Annotated in this window: 16 protein-coding genes; 8 read left to right on the forward strand and 8 right to left on the reverse strand. The window is 58.7% G+C overall.

The genetic code is table 11. The features are described 5' to 3' along the window. Positions 1-135: 135 nt before the first annotated feature. The 3 genes from AR456_RS13340 to AR456_RS13350 all read right to left on the reverse strand — a co-directional run bounded on the left by AR456_RS13340 (position 136) and on the right by AR456_RS13350 (position 6,326). Entirely contained in the window at positions 136-3,309 is a 3,174-nt protein-coding gene (locus AR456_RS13340) for an efflux RND transporter permease subunit (protein ID WP_021818878.1), read from the reverse strand. Then, positions 3,306-4,736, reverse strand: a complete 1,431-nt coding sequence (locus AR456_RS13345; protein WP_021818877.1) for an efflux RND transporter periplasmic adaptor subunit — start codon at positions 4,734-4,736, stop codon at positions 3,306-3,308. Before AR456_RS13345 ends, AR456_RS13340 begins: the two co-directional genes overlap by 4 nt. A 132-nt stretch (positions 4,737-4,868) precedes the next feature. Next, positions 4,869-6,326, reverse strand: coding sequence for a TolC family outer membrane protein (locus AR456_RS13350; RefSeq protein WP_031207712.1), 1,458 nt, complete (start codon positions 6,324-6,326; stop codon positions 4,869-4,871). A 297-nt stretch (positions 6,327-6,623) separates the two neighbouring features. Here AR456_RS13350 and AR456_RS13355 point away from each other — a divergent pair, with 297 nt between their 5' ends. Beyond that, positions 6,624-7,517, forward strand: a complete 894-nt coding sequence (locus AR456_RS13355) for an alpha/beta fold hydrolase (RefSeq protein WP_021818875.1) — start codon at positions 6,624-6,626, stop codon at positions 7,515-7,517. Positions 7,518-7,588: 71 nt separating this feature from the next. On the opposite strand, the gene AR456_RS13360 is transcribed toward AR456_RS13355, so the two are convergent. Then, positions 7,589-8,413 (reverse strand): fructosamine kinase family protein, encoded by an 825-nt coding sequence (locus AR456_RS13360; protein ID WP_021818874.1) that lies wholly within the window; start codon positions 8,411-8,413, stop codon positions 7,589-7,591. A 178-nt stretch (positions 8,414-8,591) separates the two neighbouring features. Here AR456_RS13360 and AR456_RS13365 point away from each other — a divergent pair, with 178 nt between their 5' ends. Beyond that, positions 8,592-8,903 carry a YqfO family protein gene (locus AR456_RS13365; RefSeq protein ID WP_021818873.1) on the forward strand — a complete coding sequence of 104 codons (312 nt, stop codon included), beginning with the start codon at positions 8,592-8,594 and terminating at the stop codon, positions 8,901-8,903. Between the two features lie 23 nt (positions 8,904-8,926). Here AR456_RS13365 and AR456_RS13370 read toward each other — a convergent pair whose 3' ends face one another. Next, complete coding sequence (locus AR456_RS13370) at positions 8,927-9,484, reverse strand: NUDIX hydrolase (protein ID WP_021818872.1); 558 nt, start codon at positions 9,482-9,484, stop codon at positions 8,927-8,929. Between the two features lie 81 nt (positions 9,485-9,565). Between AR456_RS13370 and AR456_RS13375 the strand changes: the two genes are divergently transcribed. The 5 genes from AR456_RS13375 to AR456_RS13395 all read left to right on the forward strand — a co-directional run bounded on the left by AR456_RS13375 (position 9,566) and on the right by AR456_RS13395 (position 13,630). Next, complete coding sequence (locus tag AR456_RS13375) at positions 9,566-10,201, forward strand: CoA pyrophosphatase (protein ID WP_021818871.1); 636 nt, start codon at positions 9,566-9,568, stop codon at positions 10,199-10,201. Beyond that, complete coding sequence (locus AR456_RS13380; protein ID WP_021818870.1) at positions 10,198-10,857, forward strand: 2OG-Fe(II) oxygenase; 660 nt, start codon at positions 10,198-10,200, stop codon at positions 10,855-10,857. The genes AR456_RS13375 and AR456_RS13380 overlap by 4 nt, the downstream gene beginning before the upstream one ends. A gap of 38 nt (positions 10,858-10,895) precedes the next feature. Further along, positions 10,896-12,284 carry a sensor histidine kinase gene (locus AR456_RS13385; RefSeq protein WP_021818869.1) on the forward strand — a complete coding sequence of 463 codons (1,389 nt, stop codon included), beginning with the start codon at positions 10,896-10,898 and terminating at the stop codon, positions 12,282-12,284. After that, a complete protein-coding gene (locus AR456_RS13390) occupies positions 12,277-12,960 on the forward strand; it encodes a response regulator transcription factor (RefSeq protein WP_236995506.1) in 684 nt (227 codons plus the stop codon). Before AR456_RS13385 ends, AR456_RS13390 begins: the two co-directional genes overlap by 8 nt. Before the next feature lie 193 nt (positions 12,961-13,153). Next, entirely contained in the window at positions 13,154-13,630 is a 477-nt protein-coding gene (locus AR456_RS13395) for a nucleoside deaminase (RefSeq protein WP_021818867.1), read from the forward strand. 20 nt (positions 13,631-13,650) lie between these two features. Here the strand turns inward: AR456_RS13395 and AR456_RS13400 are convergent, their stop codons facing one another. Beyond that, the gene (locus AR456_RS13400) at positions 13,651-14,517 is read right to left on the reverse strand and encodes an MOSC domain-containing protein (protein ID WP_021818866.1); all 867 of its coding nucleotides are present in this window, start codon (positions 14,515-14,517) and stop codon (positions 13,651-13,653) included. After that, positions 14,514-15,224, reverse strand: coding sequence for an aspartate/glutamate racemase family protein (locus AR456_RS13405; protein WP_021818865.1), 711 nt, complete (start codon positions 15,222-15,224; stop codon positions 14,514-14,516). Before AR456_RS13405 ends, AR456_RS13400 begins: the two co-directional genes overlap by 4 nt. A gap of 293 nt (positions 15,225-15,517) precedes the next feature. Here AR456_RS13405 and AR456_RS13410 point away from each other — a divergent pair, with 293 nt between their 5' ends. Beyond that, complete coding sequence (locus AR456_RS13410) at positions 15,518-16,417, forward strand: DMT family transporter (protein WP_021818864.1); 900 nt, start codon at positions 15,518-15,520, stop codon at positions 16,415-16,417. Positions 16,418-16,438: 21 nt separating this feature from the next. Here AR456_RS13410 and AR456_RS13415 read toward each other — a convergent pair whose 3' ends face one another. Further along, a complete protein-coding gene (locus AR456_RS13415; RefSeq protein ID WP_021818863.1) occupies positions 16,439-16,912 on the reverse strand; it encodes a GNAT family N-acetyltransferase in 474 nt (157 codons plus the stop codon). Positions 16,913-17,020: the final 108 nt, after the last annotated feature.

Genomic DNA, 17,020 nt, shown 5'->3' on the forward strand with positions numbered 1-17,020 from the left:
TGTTTTGTAGTTAAAGATCATTTTGCAGTGCAGCATCAACACACAGCCTTGAACGATAAGGCTGTATGCAGATATGAAAGAAAAGACACCGCCCGAAGGCGGTGTCTGGAAGGGTAAAACAGAGTCGTAAGCAGGTTATCCCTTGCTCGGCTCTTTATCTTCGTCCTGCTCGTGTTCCTTGCTACCGAACATCTTGTGCGACAAGGTCGCAATCATGGCGTAGAAGGCCGGTACGAAACAGCTACCGATAATCGCCACTGATGCCATACCTACCGCCACTGTAGTACCGATATGGTGACTACTGGTATCACTGGCACCGGTTGCCAATGCCAGTGGCAAGGTACCGAAGATGAAGGCGAGCGAGGTCATGACGATCGGACGGAAACGCAGTTCCGCTGCGATGATCGCCGCTTCACGAATACTCTTGCCCATCTCCTTGCGCTGCAACTCGGCAAATTCGACGATCAGGATGGCATTCTTCGCCGCCAGGCCTATCACCACCAGCAAGCCGATCTGTACGTAGACGCTGGTATCGAGCCCACGCATGGCAATACCGGCGATACTACCGAGTACCGCGAAAGGCGTCGCTGTCAGTACCGCCAACGGCAAGGACCAACTCTCGTACTGGGCGGCCAGGATCAGGAAGATCATCACCATGCCGAAGACGATGGCGATGGTACCTGCATTACCTTGGGTGCTTTCCTGATAAGCGGTACCGGTCCAGCCCATCCCCCAATCGCTGCCCAGAGTCTCCTGGACAATGCCTTCCATCTCCAGGATTGCCTGGGTCGAAGAGTAGCCCGGCGCAGGCCCCCCCTGGAACTGGGCTGCAGAGTACACGCCAAAGCGCGTCACTGCCGCAGGAGCCGCCTGGCGTTCAAGTGTCACGAACTCCGACAATGGAATGCGCTCACCATTACCACCACGCACATAGACATGATTGATGTCTTCGGGCGTGTCCCGGAACTCCGACTCGTTCTGCAGATAGACCTGGAAGTTACGGTTCTGATAACTGAAGAAGTTGACGAAGCCATTACCGAAGGTATTGGATAGCGTCGAGTTCAGATCAGTCAGCGAAACACCGTAACTGAGCGCCTTCTTCTGATCGATCTCGGCGCGGTAGGACGGCACATTGACGCTGAAGGTCGTGAAGACCTGGCTCAGCATCGGGTTCTGCGCCGCTGCGCCCATGACCTTGAGAGACGCCTGGTAGATTTCTTCCGGCGAAGCACCGCCGTAGGACTGCAGGTATCCGGTGAAACCACCCGTGGTCGACAGGCCCATGATCGGAGGCATGTTGAATGCCATCACCGAGCCACCATCAAGCTCACCGCCGATCTGCATGATCTTGCCGATCAGATCGGTTGCCGTGGTTTCGCGTTCGTCCCAGGGCTCCATATTGATGAAGATGATGCCTCGCGCGGTGTTCACCGAGCTGGACAACATGTCATAGCCGGCGATGGCCGAAGAGTACTGGACGCCCGGCACTTCCTCGATGCGTTCACTGAGTTTCGACATGTATTCGCGAGTACGCGCCAGCGATGCCGAGTCAGGCAGCGTGACAGCGGCCAGCACGATGCCCTGATCCGTCTCGGGCACCAACGTCGAGGGCGTGTTCTCGTACAACCACCAGGAACCGACCATCACCAACGCGACCAATGCCAGCGTCAACACCCAGGCGCGTACCAGCAGCTTCACTACCTTCATGAAGATGGCAGTGACACCGGCAAAGAAACGATCGAACAGACGCAACGGTGTACGCACCGCGCGCATGAAAGGCGATTCCTTGCGATGCAGGTCATGCTTGATGAAGATCGCCGACAGCGCAGGCGTGAAGGTCAGAGCCATCAGTGCCGAGAACGCCACCGAGATGGCGATGGTCAGGGCGAACTGCTGATAGATCTGCCCGGTGAACCCACCGAGGAACGCTACCGGCACGAATACCGCCGCCATGATCAATGACGTGGCGATAACCGGTCCGCCCACTTCACGCATGGCCTCGACGGTGGCTTGCCGGACGGTGATATCCTCGTCTTCGGACAGCACCCGCTCGACGTTCTCCACCACCAATATCGCGTCATCCACCACGATACCTATCGCCAGAACCATGGCGAACAGCGTCAGAAGGTTGATCGAAAAACCGAAGACGTAGAAGCCGGCGAAGGTCGCCAGTACCGACACCGGTACCACCGACATGGCAATGACCGTAAAGCGCCAGTTCTGCAGGAAGATAAACAGAATCACGCCGACGATCAGGAATGCTTCGATGAAGGTGTGGAGTACGGTTTCCACCGACGCATCGATGAACAGCGTGGTGTCATAGGGCACCACATACTCCAGGCCAGGCGGGAAGCGTGCCTGCAGGTCATCCATCTTGGCCTTGACCATCTCGGCCGTTTCAAGGGCGTTGGCACCGGGTTGCTGGTTGACGATGATCGGCGTCATGGTCGAGCCGTTGAGACGTGCCTCAACGCCATAGAAGGATGCACCGAGCTCGATACGCGCCACATCATCGAGCGTCAGCGCCGAGCCATCAGGATTGGTACGCAACAGGATGTTGCGGAACTCCTCGGTGCTCGATAGCCGTCCACCCGCAGTGATGGTGTAGGTAAAGGCTCGCGGATTATCGGTTGGCGTCGACGCCAGGCTACCCGCGGGCACCTCGGTATTCTGCGCCTGGATGGCTGCCGCAACTTCAGAAGGCGTCAGATCATACTCGGCCAGCTTGTTGGGGTCCATCCAGATGCGCATGGCAAACTCGCCGCCACCCAACACCTCGGCTTCACCGACACCTGGTACCTGGCGCAGCTCGTCGAGGATATTCAGCGTCGCATAGTTCTGCATGTAGATATCGTTGTAGTCGCCTGTCGGCGAGATCAACGACACCAGCATCAGGATCTGGCTTGAGCGCAACTCAACCTGAACACCCTGCTGCTGTACAGCCTCGGGAAGCTGTGACAGCGCGCCCTGAACCCGGTTGTTGACGTTGATGGTGTTGATATCACCGTCGGTACCGATGTTGAAGGCCACGCTCAGGCTCATCGAGCCATTGTCGGAGCTGGTCGAGTTCATGTAGAGCATGTCCTCGACACCATTGATTGCTTCCGCCAACGGCGCGGCCACCGTCTGTGCCACGGTTTCAGCATCCGCCCCCGGGAAGGAAGCAGATACCGATACCGTCGGCGGCACTACCGAGGGATACTGCTCGATCGGCAGCACCCGCATGCTCATGGCACCGATGATGGTCAGGATAATCGCCAGAACCGAGGCAAAGATCGGTCGCTTGATGAAGAAGTTGGCGAAGTTCATTCGTTACCCGCTCCCTGCGCCTCCTGCGCCTCCGGATCGGACTCGGCATCGCTGCTCATCGGCACCTGCTGAGCAGCATCACCACTGTTGCCAGTTGCCGCCTCGGCACTGTCATTGGCCGGAGCCTCCTCAGTCGGAGCCGCTGACTGTGACGCTGCGGGGGCTTCAGCGGCGCCATCACCAGCCGCTGCCGCCGGCTCACCACCGCCGGCCGCTGCCTGCTGCTGAGCCTGCTGCTGTTGCTGCTCCTGCATGAATTGCTGCATCAGCGCTTCCGCATCACCATCAAACGGCTGCGGCTCAATCGGCGTACCCGGCTTGATGGATGACGGGTCGCCAACAACGACCCGCTCACCGGCCTCGATACCACCGACCAGAATCTGCCACGCACCAGCAGGTTCCCCCAGTTGCACCGGGCGAGCACGTGCGATGTTGTCTTCATCCAGAACAAACACCTGCGGCCCCATCAGGCCCTGAGTCATCGCCAGTTCAGGGACTGCCAGCACGTTGAAGCGCTTCATGCCATCGAGGCGTACACGCACGAACTGGCCCGGCAGTATTGAACCTTCCGGATTGGCAAAGGTGGCCTGCGCCTGCACGGTACTGGTACCCGTGTCGACACGCGCGCCGAGGAACTCCAGGTGGCCCTTGAGCTGGCTGCTCGGCTGACCTTCCATGCCGGGCACTTCCAGGGTCGCGCCGATATCGGTGACCTTCTGATCCTGCAACTGACGGCGCAGCTCGAAGGCATCACGCTGTGGTAACTGGAAACGAACTTCCAGCGGATCCAGCGGCGTGATCGTTGCCAACTCAGTTCCTGAGCTGACGAGGTTACCGATATTGACCTGGCTCAAGCTGATCAGCCCGGAAACCGGAGCCTTGACATCGGCATAGTTCAGATCGAGCTTGGCACTATTGAGTGCGGCCTGGGCCTGGGCCACGCTGGCGTTGGCCACTCGTGCATCGGCCAGCGCCTGATCAACCTGCTGACGGCTCACCGAGTTCTGAGCGGCCAGTTGCTGGAAACGGTTGGCATCACGCTGAGCACGCGCCAGAGTGGCCTGAGCACTGGCCAGGTCCGCTTCACGCTGCTCAACTGTGGACTGATAGAGATCGGGCTCGATGGAATACAGGCTCTGGCCTTCTTCAACCATGTCACCCGGTTCGAACTTGCGCTCCTCCAGGTAGCCGGTTACACGTGCCACCAGCGTTACTTCCTGGTCACTTCTGAGCTTGGACGGGTAAGACTTGTCGAGGGGAAGGTCCTGCCGCTGCAGTGTTCCCACTTCAACCGCCTTGGGCGGCATCTGTTGCTCGCCCCCGGCACCAGCCTGTTGTGACGCGGCGTCATCCTGGCCGCAGCCAGCAATCAACAAGGCCGCCGCCAGGGCCACCAGGGGGCGCCCTTGAGAGGTAAAGATTTTCATCCCTGTGATTCCTTTAGGGGGGTCTTTATATGTACGTCAGGGGCGAGCCAGAGATACTGAAGCGTCTGCCCCTGACCCACCTTACTCGTTGCCGAAGGGTGCTTCGGCCCATCGTATCGTTATTGAGTTTCGCTACTGCTGAAGCTGGGGACGCTCGCCGATATCCGTTGCTGCCTCATAGGTCCCGCCCTGCTCCGGCAGAGTGAAGTTGACTTGACCTTCACCGACGAGATAACCATTGACTTCAGCAATGGCATTCTCGTCGAGCAGGCCCGCCTGACGACGTAGACTCAGCAGGTCCACGACGTAGTCGTAGCGTGCATCAGCATGGTCGGCGATGGCGTCATAAAGGCTCTGTTCGGCATTGAGCACGTCAACGATATTGCGCGTACCGACTTCATAACCGGCACGCGTTGCGTCCAGCGCACTCTGGTTGGAAACGATGGCCTGCTTGCGGGCTGCAACAGTGGACACATCATTACTGACCTGGGTGTACAGCGAGCGCACCTGCAGAATCGCCTCACGCCGCTGAGACTCGAAGTCGTACTGACTGGCTTCCAGCGAATAGGTCGATTGACGGATCGAGGCGCTGGTACGGCCACCGACATAGATAGGCACTGACGCACTGATCCCGACCTGGCTGTTGGAATCATAGTTGGTCACCGCGTCATTGTCGGAGTCACTGTAGGCATAGTTGGCGAAGGCATTCACCTGCGGCAGGTGGCCGGCACGCGCTACGCTGACTTCCTCTCGAGCGACCTCGACACCGGCCTGCTCTGCCAGCACTTCCGGGTTGCTCTCGAGCGCCATGTCGATCCAGGCATCACGACTGGCAGGCTCGGGAAGGCTGATCGGCAGATCCTCCTGCAGACGTTCGATACTGTCGTAACGCTTGCCTGTCAGGCGCTCGAGCGACTCGAAAGCCACCTGCAGATCACTCTCCGCAGCGATGCGATCGGCACGTGACTGGTCGAAGCTGGCTCGCGCTTCCTCAACCTCGGTAATCGCGATCAGGCCGACATCGAACTGCTCCTGAGCCTGCTCCAACTGACGGCCGATGGCACGCTCCTGCGCCTGGCGTGCTTCGAGAATTTCGTAGGCGCGCAGAATGTCGAAATAGGCAGAAGCAGTATCGATCAGGACCTGTTGCTCGGTCGAGGCCTGCACGTAGGTCTGCTGGTCGATACGCCGTTCAGCCACTCCGACTTCACGGCTGTTGACGGCGTCGTAAAGCGCCTGAGTCGCCTGCAGATTCAGCCCATAGCTGGCATAGGAGTCGTCACCATTGGTACCACTGAAGCCTGCCTGAGACTGGCTCTCGAAAATGTGGTTGTAGGCGACTTCCCCTGAAGCATTGACCTGCGGCAGCAAGTCGGCCCGCTCAACGCTGCGGCCTTCTTCTACACTGTTGGCGGTAGCACGAGCCGAAGCCAGTTCGGAGTTGTTGTCCAGCGCATCACGGGTGATCGCGAGCAGGTCAGCAGCCTGTGCCTGTCCGGCCAGCATCGCAGCCACCATCGCGCCGATAAGCTTCCTGCGGAACATTACACGGGCAGGCCTGGCTGGCGTGTCGAGACGGGATGGCGTCATTGAAAGTTCCTCGAGTCTATATCCAGATGGAAATCCATTTACATACATTGTCGCATGTTTAGCGCTTGATTCGAACGCCGTTCATGCAAGGATGGTGAAAATTTCCTGATTTCGCACCATCCATCTACCAATCTACTATGCTGCACAGCAGCAAAATCAGCGAATCGAGATACATCACGACCGAATCACGAGTCCTCAAAGCACTTGGCAACCAGGTACTTCGCAAACCAGGTACTTCGCAAACCAGGTACTTCGCAAACCAGGCGCCTGCTAAAGTAGCTGGCTACAGGAGACAGTATGGATCGCCTCGAAACACTGAAGGTCAGAGAGCTGGAAGTCGCAATACGAATCTGGCACCCCGATGCACCCAATACTGTCGTCGCCTGGCATGGCCTGGCCCGCCATGGCGGCGATTTCGAGCGCATGGCCCGCGTACTCGGTCCCGAGTGGCGTATCCTCGCGCCCGACACTCCCGGGCGCGGCCTGTCCAGCTGGTCGCTCTATCCTGCAAACGATTATCTCTACTCTCATTACATGACGATTGCCGTCGCCATTCTCGACCATTTTGCGCTTGAAAATGTTGATTGGGTCGGCACTTCGATGGGTGGTTTGCTGGGTATGCTGCTGGCCGCCGAGCCATATACTCGTAGTCGAATCAAGCGTCTGGTACTCAATGACGTGGGCCCTGAGCTGACTCGTGAAGGCCTGACCGAAATCGCCAGCTACTTTTCCATCCCCTATCGATTCAGTCGCTTCAGCCAGTTGGACGCTGAACTGCGTCGCCATTACGCCGGATTCGGCATCACCGACGAAGACGCCTGGCGTGAACTGGTGCTGGGTAGTGCCCGACGCCTGCCGGACGGCAGTTGGAGTTATCACTACGATCCTCGTATCGGTGAGCAATTCGTCCATGACACCCCACGTGATACCTGGGCTGACTGGGATGCCATCGAGTGTCCACTGATGGTTGTTCGTGGCGAAGATTCCCCACTGCTGTCCCGTGAAAGCGTTGAGCGCATGGCGGAGCGCAAGCCTTCGCTGACCACTCTTGAGATACCAGGCTGCGGCCATGCGCCCATGCTCGACCGAGAATCTCAGGTAGCGCCAATTCGGGAATTTCTCGAAGCCTCCCTTGAACCCACTACGGTGAAAAAACAGGCCAGCAGCTGGTGGCGCCGCCTGTTTGGATAAGAGCGCGCCGGAGCAACGCTGTTGTAGTGGAATCCAGACCACTCGATCGAATCAGAATCGCTCCGGCCAGATCAGAACTGCTCCAGCCGGGCCAGGGTCGCCAACAAGCCACTGCGATAACCACTCCCGAACAACACTAGATGATTGAGCAGAGGATAGAGTTGAAACAGCGCCTCTCGCCGCGGCCAGTCATCTGGAGCCGAGCCATTCCAGTACGCCTCGAAGAACTCATCGCCAGGCGCACCGAACAACGTCAGCATTGCCAGATCGACCTCGGGGTAATGACGATAGACTGCCGGGTCGATCAGTGCTGGTCCACGATTCGAGTAGAGTAGATTACCCGACCACAGGTCGCCATGAATCAGACTCGCCGACACATTCGGCAGCCAGGATTCCAGGCCGTTGGCTACTGCGTGCAACTGCTGTTGATCAGTCTCGCTCAGCAAGCCCCGCTTCCCAGCCAATTCAGTCAACGGCAACAAGCGCCTGGCGCGCTGGAACTCACGTCCGTCAGCACAGGGGGTATTGGGCTGTGGTGTCCGCCCACAGGCATTGTCGTGTTCCCAGCCATGCGCCGGGCGACGCACAGTATGCAACCCACGCAGGCCCTCCCCCAGCCGCGCAGGCTGAGGTGAGCCGCGCTCGAGAAACTCCATGATCAGCCAGTCACCGGCAAGGCCCACCACTTCCGGTACCACCAAAGGGCTGGCATGGGCGGCAAGCGCCCGCAGCCCATCGGCCTCGCCAGCCAGACGCTGAGCATCGTCACGCTTGGCGACCAGCCGTCCCTGATCCGTATCAATCACACAAACCGCAGCGATGTCGCCACCCGACAGTGCCTGCGGAGCTGCCAGAAGTTGAAGTCCAAGTTGCTCAGCGGCCAGTTCAAGCTGCATGCTTTATCCACTCCCTGTGATCTCTCACTGGTGTGCTTCCAGCATCACTGATTCAAGGATCACTGGTTCCAGGGTCACTGGCTCCAGGGTCACTGGCCCCACGACCATCACTATTTCTTTCACCACGATATATCCTTCACCACCACTTATCCCCCTCCACTACGCAATGGGAACCGTCATGTACAAGCTTGCCTTCTTTGTCCCTGAGGAAAATGCCGAAGCCGTCAAGGAAGCCGTCTTCGCCACCGGCGCCGGACGTATCGGCAACTACGAGGCCTGTTGCTTCCAGACGCCGGGGCGTGGACAGTTTCGACCACTGGATGGCGCCACTCCGCATATCGGAGCGGTAGGCGACCTGGAAACCGTCAATGAACTCAAGGTCGAACTGGTCTGCGAGGATAGCCTGATCGCTGTTGCCGTCGCTGCCCTGCGGCTGGCCCATCCCTACGAGGAGCCGGCCTTCGATGTGTGGCGTGTGGAAGAATTCTGATCCAGCGAGCAACGAACGGGGCGTCAATCGAGGTCAAAGAATAACCGGCGATCATCCATGGTGATGTCGCTGATGTGCAGCGGATAGTGTTGCTGTTGGCGATCAGCAAAGTAATGACGCAAGGTGCGCTCGACTGTCGGGAACGCCAGTTCCTGCCAGGGAATGTCCCTTTCCTCGAACAACGCCACCTCGAGGCTTTCGACACCAGCAGCGAAGTCGCCTTTGAGCTCGCCGCGGAAGATCATGAATACCTGGTTGATATGCGGCAGATTGATCAGGGTATACAGTCCTTGCAATTCTACCTCGGCACAGGCTTCCTCCCGGGTTTCCCGGGTAGCAGCTTCGGGGGTGGACTCAGCGTTTTCCATGAATCCTGCCGGCAGGGTCCAATAGCCCAGGCGTGGCTCGATAGCTCGCCGGCACAGCAACACACGGCTGCCACTGACAGGCAAGGTACCGGCCACGATGCGTGGGTTCTGATAATGAATCGTGCCACAGGAGCGGCAGAGATAGCGTGGGCGGTCATCCCCATCTGGAATGGCGAAACTGACCGGCTGGCCACAGTGGCTGCAATAGTTCATGTCGCTCCCGAGAGGCTGCTGCCCAAGCTTGACGCCTGTGCCATGTACTGGGAAAAAGAGAATAAACTCGATGGAAGCCCCATGTTAGAGAAACTTCGCGAAAAGCTGCAAGGACTTCACCCCAGACGCATCCATTTGCGTCTTCCGGAAGCGGCAGTGCTGATACCCATCGTCAACCGTCCTGAGCCGACGCTGCTGTTTACTCGCCGTGCCAACCATCTCTCCACTCATGGAGGCCAGGTCGCCTTTCCAGGCGGCAAGCGCGAGCCCCAGGATGCCGACCTCCTCGATACCGCGCTGCGTGAATCCTGCGAGGAAATCGCCCTGCCCCGTGAGCGAGTCGAGATACTCGGCCAATTGTCGGACGTCCTGTCACTGTACGGTATCAAGGTCACACCCTTCGTTGGGGTGATTCCACCTGACCTGCCATTGGTCGCCGACAGCAATGAGCTGGATGTGATCTTCGAGGTCCCGCTGCGCCATTTTCTCGACGACTGTCGCACTCATACTGATGTGATTCCCGTCGACGGGCGTGACATCTATGTTCCCAGCTACCGAGTCGCCGCACACCAGGGTGATGACCATGTGATCTGGGGTCTTTCAGCCATGATGCTGGTCGAGCTGCTGGCCGAAGGATTTGATCTACCTATGGGTCTTTTCAACAAACCCGAGGGTAAACTAAAGCACCTGCCACCTCGTCGAGCACCACGCCCATGAGCTATCCCGAGCCCTGCCTGCTTCCCACTGAGCAGATCAATGCCTTGATCGACTCGCTGGTCGAACACGGCTGGTATATCGGTCAACAGGTGCTGGACCCAGCGCTATGCCAGGCATTGCATCAGGAAGTCACAATCCGCGCTCAACAGCAATCAATGAGCCGTGCTGGCGTCGGTCGAGGCAAGGAGCATGAATTGCGTGAGGATATCCGCGGCGATGCCATTCACTGGCTGAATCGGGAAACGCTCGCACAACGGCGCTACCTTGATGCCATGCGGGAACTGCAGCAGGCCATCAACGTCAGCCTGTACCTGGGACTGTTCGAGTATGAGGCACATTTTGCTCACTACCCTGCCGGAGCCTTCTACCGCCGCCATCTCGACAGCTTTCGTGGCCGAGCCAATCGCGTGGTATCCACGGTAGGCTATCTCAATGCCGACTGGCCTCAGGACGCAGGGGGTGAAATGGTAATCTTCGATCAGCATGATCCCGAAAGGGAGCTTGCCAGGGTCACACCCGATGCCGGAACCTTCGTCTGCTTTCTCGCCGATCGGATTCCCCATGAAGTCCTGCCGACGCATCAACCCAGGGCCAGTATCGCTGGCTGGTTCCGTCGCAACGCTTCGTTGGGCGGTGTGGTCGATCCCGCTCGCTGATCCACAAGGGTATCGAAATGCCAGTCAGGGGTTCACAGATGCCAATCACCGACAACCAGCGTATTCAGGAACTGGAGGCACGCATCCAGCAACTGGAAAGCGAGAAACGGCAGTCGGAAAACGAAAAGCAACACTTCAAGTGGTTGGCAGAGAACACCACCGACCTGATTTCACGCCATGATCAGAACGGTGTCTTTCTCTACGCTTCTCAGGCCGCCAGCGACCTACTCGGTTATGCGCCGGAAGAGTTGATTGGTGCCTCAGCCTATGACCTCTTCCACCCTGATGATCTGCGTGCTCTGCTCTCGAAGTCCCCACGCATCTACTACCATGAAGGCTTCTATCAGCAGACCTACCGCTTTCGCGCCCGCGCCGGACACTACGTGTGGTTCGAGACCACCAGTCGCACGCGACGCGATCCCGAGAGCGGCGAGTTGATCGATATCCTGTGCGTCTCACGCGATGTCAGCCGACGACTGGAAGCAGAAGCCAGGAATCGTCGCCTGCAACAACAGGTCGCTCATGCCAATCGCCGGGCCATGCTCGGCGAACTGGCCAGCAATATCGCCCACGAATGCAATCAGCCGCTGGCCACCATGAGCAACTATGCCAACGGTGCCTTGATGCAGCTACAACGCCAACCGGAGCAGCCCGCCTCACAGCTGGCAGTGCCTCTACAACGCGTCAGTGAACAGATCGAACGTCTCTCGTCACGTCTGCGCCATATACGTCAGTTTGTGCGCCATGGCGAAGTACGTTGCCAACCACTGGATATCCGCGACATCCTCGACGCGGCACGCCAGCTCTGCCAGTGGCAGTGTGAACAGCAGGGCATTGTTCTCGAGATCATCGCCAGCGATGATCTGCCCCTCGTGCACGTAGACCCTATCGCTCTCGAGCAGATTCTGGTCAATCTAATCCTCAATGCAGAAGAAGCCTGTCGACAGCGGCTGCCTGTCCAGAACGACCAACAGCACAATCAGCAGGACAGGCCACGCGGCACCATCGCCATCGAGGGCCGCATCCAGGTTCAGGTCTGGCAGCTTGCTACGCAAGAGGTCGCCATCGAGGTACAGGACAATGGCCCGGGGATCGCCGCAGACCTGATCGAACAGGTCCTTGCACCACTCGTCTCATCATCTGGAGCGGTCGCTTCCGCATCGGGATCTGGGCTAGGGTTATCCATCAGTCATTCACTGGCCGAAACCATGGGTGGCAACCTGACACTGATTTCGCCGGGCGCGTCGACCGGCAATGCACAGCGACAAGGCAATGCACAGCGACAAGACAATGCAGAACGACAAGACAGCACCCCGGCGCATCCCGAATCGGCCTTGCGCGCCGGTATGACAGGAGCAGTCTTTCGTGTGATATTGCCGGCCGCCACCGGCACTGATACTCATCGCCACGGAGATGGCCGTGACTGATTATACGGACCACAACCCCACTGATACGGGTCTGACCGCAACCACCGCCTGTGTCGCCATCGTCGATGACGACGACGACCTGCGTGAGTCGCTGATCTGGCTGCTCGACTCGGTTGGATTGCGCACTCGCGCCTATGCCAGCGGCGATGCCTTTCTCGATGCTGACCCACAACAGCATGACGCCATTCTGCTCGATGTGCGTATGCCAGGCCTGAGCGGCCTTCAGGTGCAACAGCGTCTGCAGGGCCTCGACACCTGTCCGCCGCTGATCATGATCAGCGGCCACGGTGATGTGTCCATGGCTGTCGCGGCACTCAAGGCGGGTGCCGTCGACTTCATCGAAAAGCCGTTCAATCAGCAGCAGTTGATCGATATTATCCAGCAAGCGCTGGTGATACAGCGTGAGCGCCTCAATCGCCAACAGCGTCTGAGCGGCCTGCAGCAACGCTACGCGGACTTGAGACTGAAGGAGCAGCAGGTACTGAAGGAGGTAGCCCGCGGCTATACCAGCCGTGAGATTGCACAGCATCTCGAGTTGAGTGCCAAGACGGTGGAAGTTTATCGTCAGCGCATCATGAAGGCACTCGGCGCTGGCAGCCTGGCGCACCTGATTCGCCTGAGCGTGGCCCTGGAACTGGTGGATACGCTACCCGACCAGCAGACTCCCGAGAGCTGAGCGAAATACGGCAGCAGGCGCCGATGCCATCTCACCTGCCCTCCCGGGGGATCAAGGAGTGTTCAACATCTCAGTGCCGGATCATGCCGGCACACCTATGTCAGGGCCGCGCTCACAGGCTCACTTATCTGTCTCGGTGCTCGGACAGGAATCTCAGGCGCAGCCTCGTAGAGAATCTACACAGGAGCCTCACATGACGCCAACTGATCTGCACCACCTGGAACGCTGTATCGAGCTAGCCAGAGAAGCATTGAACAAGGGAGACGAGCCCTTCGGATCGATTCTTGTCGATGCGCAGGGCGAAGTACGTTTCGAAGATCACAACCATGTTGCAGGCGGTGATGCCACTCAACATCCCGAGTTCGCTATCGCACGCTGGGCGGCCGAGAACATGACGCCTGCAGCAAGGGCTGCCGCTACGGTATACACCTCGGGCGAGCATTGCCCCATGTGTGCGGCAGCTCACGGCTGGGTAGGACTGGGACGTATCGTCTACGCCAGCTCCTCACAGCAGTTGGGTGAGTGGCTGGCAGCAATGGGAGTGGCCACCGGACCAGTGGTACCACTGCCCATTACCCATATCGTGCCGGGGGCCGAGGTCGAAGGCCCTGCACTGGAGCTCGCCGAGCAAGTGCACGCATTGCACCGGCGGCTTCATACAGCTTCATGAGTGACAGAGTTCGGTTGTCATCAGGCGGTGGTGATGTCCAGCACGTCGCCAACTCGCAGCGTTGCACCGACGCCACTTTCAATGATGGCATTCTGGCCAAAGAAGGCACCTTTCCATCCGGGCTGGGTGTCCAGTTCCACCAGGCTGCGTAGCGGCTCCTTGACCGAAGGCGTCTCACCGCTGCGCTGATCAATGGTGATGATCTTGCAACGCTTGCAGGGTTTGCGAATACCCAGACGATAGCCCGGGCCGACAAGCGACTGCCAGTTGCGCTCGATAAAGGCCTGGTCAACACCGGACACAACCAGGTTGGGACGAAAACGTGTCATCGGTACTTCGCTCTCCCCCTTGCCGCGGAGATGACGGTTGAGCGCCTCCAACGATGTCTCGCTGGTGACCAGCAACGGGTAACCATCCGCGAATGCCGTGTGCACTGCTCCTGGCTCCCCTTCACGCAGATAGTCATGCTCGACCTCACGTCGCTGCTGTGGATCAAAGCGCACCAGACGCAGGCCACTGACACCCTGAGGCCCGAGGACGTCATTCAGCCACGCCATGGCATCAGCTCCCTCGTCCAGCGCCAGGCAGTCGGACCGCCAGACTCGAACCTCCCGTCGCTCTGCATTCGACGGCGGTGCCAGACGCACGTCAAGGCTAACTTCAAGGTCAGGCATACCGGGATAGGTCAGCGCCATGTGAGTGTCATTGAGTGACACGCCAATGGTCGCCAGGGCTGGAACTTCGCGCTGGGTGACGAAACGGCCGTCGGCGTTGACCAGCATCCATTGCCGATCATGGACAAGGCCCCGCTCGCCCAGTTCAGCGCTGGTCAAACGTATTCCCTTCAATGACTTGACGGGATAACAATTCAGTTCGGTAATCGTCAATTCGCACCTCCACGAGCGGCACCCACAGCCAACTCGACGGCACGCCGAGCGTGGATGGTGGTGGTATCATAAAGCGGTGTCACAGTGTGCTCGGCAGATACCAGCAAGGCAATCTCGGTACAACCGAGGATAACCGCCTGGGCTCCATTTTCACGCAGCCTCTCGATCATCTCCAACACCTCGGTGCGCGATGATTCCTTGATCTCACCGTGGCAGAGCTCCTCATAGATGATTCGATGCAGGCTCTCACGCGCAGGTGTATCCGGAACCTGCACGCCTAACCCGTAGCTCTCGAGGCGCTCGCGATAGAACGGTTGCTCCATGGTGAATGAGGTTCCCAACAAACCAACGCGCTGGATACCATCCTCGATCAATGCATCAGCCGTGGCATCGGCAATGTGCAATAGAGGAATTTCCACGGCCTTCTCGATATGACGGGCCACCTTGTGCATGGTGTTGGTACACAACACCAGTAACTCGGCCCCACCATCCTCGACCTGGCGTGCCGCATTTCCCAACATATCCCCTGCGTCGGCCCAGCGTCCCTGATGCTGAAGACTTTCCACCTCAGCAAAATCGACACTGACCAATACGACTTTGGCGGAATGAAGCCCACCCATGATCCGACCAACCTCACGGTTGATGACCTGGTAGTAGCTCACCGTGGACTCCCAACTCATACCACCCAGCAATCCAATTGTTTTCATGGCTCCCTCCCGGGCGTGCCTCACTACTGCGGTCGGCGAAACACTACCTCAGCATCGTAATTATCGATCTCAGGCTCGATGGCCCCTGCTTAACCAGCATACCCCAGGCTCCAGACGATTACGGTAGTCAGTGCCGAAAGCAGCTATGCCAAATTGCAAAACCCTCTTACATTAGTTGCGATGGATCGTTGTGGAAGAAGGTCTCTCCGGAGCGTTTGCCGAAGACTCATCCACCCGTCACTGAACCACTCGTCACTGAACCACTCGTCACTGAACCACTATGGATAGCCGCCATGTCGACCACGGATACCCTCAAACTCCTGCTGTTGTCGACACTCTGGGGCATGTCGTTCATTTTCATGCGCGTAGCATCACCGGAGTTCGGAGCGATACCGCTGGTCATGATTCGCATGGGAGTCGGCGCTCTGCTGCTGTTGCCACTGCTGATGTCGCTTCGCTATCTCCGCCTGGTGCGGGAAAATCTCGGCAAACTGGCGTTGCTGGGTTTCATCAACCATGTGATTCCCTTCACGCTGCTCGCTCTCGCCACCCTGCAACTGGAAGCCGGTTTCACTTCTCTGATCAACGCCACCACACCAATCTTTACCGCGCTGATCGGTGCCCTGTGGTTCGCCACTCCGATCCAGAAACGGCAGTACATTGGTCTCGCGGTGGCCTTCCTCGGTATCTATGTGCTGTCCGGAAACCGACTCAACTTCGAAATCGGTGGCGACGGCTGGTTTATCCTCGCCACCCTTGGCGCCACCTTCTGTTACGGCATTGCCGGCAACTACTCCAAGACACGGCTGAGCCACCTGCCTGTGCGGGTGCTGGCCGCGGGCAGTTGCAGTATGTCGGGACTGATGTTGTTGATACCGGGATTGATGATGTGGCCGGATGCGCCGATCAGTGGTGCGGCCTGGGGCAGTGCTCTGGCCATGGCGGTGTTCTCCACCACGGTTGCCTTCCTGCTGTTCTTCAGCCTGTTGGCCAGCGCCGGAGCCACGGCGGCCTCCACCGTGACCTTTCTGGTGCCGGTCAGCGCCCTGCTGTGGGGATATCTGCTACTCGACGAGGTGCTGACCCTACGTATCCTGCTCGGCATGGCGATCACACTAGGCGGTACCGCCGTAGCCACCGGTATGCTGCCGCAATGGCGGCGCGATCAGTCGAAGCAGTGCTCTACGAAGTGATCAGATGGCGAGCTACGAGCTTCAGGCCGTAAGCTCCAGGCCGTCCAGCGCCTTCTGCATGCCTAACACCCAGCCTCCGGGCGTGGGGTCACGGCGCAGCTGCTGGTAGCCATGTCGCAGGTACAACGCTTCGGCACGACTACCCGACAATACCCGCAGACGAATATAGCGACACCCAAGACGCAGAGCTTCCAGCTCTACAAGCGCTAACGCCTGCTGACCGACACCGCGCCCTTGCCGGTCAGAATAGACATGCAGCTCACGCAGATAGAGCACTTGCGCGTCGATATTCCATGCCATCAGCCCGAGGCGCTGGCCCACGCTTTCCTGCTCGACACTTTCCAGCCACCGCCAGCACCATTGCTGCCAGCGACTGTGGAAGCCTTCTGCATCCCACTCAAGCCCATGGCGACGATAATCAGCGGCCATGTTGTCGCGCACCAGACATTGCGCGCGTTCAGCCTCATGGCAAGGAGCCAGCCGCAACGACGACATGGGAGCCTCCTGGCGAAGTGAAGCAGATCGAGCGGTGCAGCACTCTCTGCCCAAAGCTCGCCGTTGCGGGGTTCACTTACAGCCTATAGCTTACAGCTCACAACTCGA

The organism is Halomonas huangheensis, assembly GCF_001431725.1.
Lineage (GTDB): Bacteria > Pseudomonadota > Gammaproteobacteria > Pseudomonadales > Halomonadaceae > Halomonas > Halomonas huangheensis.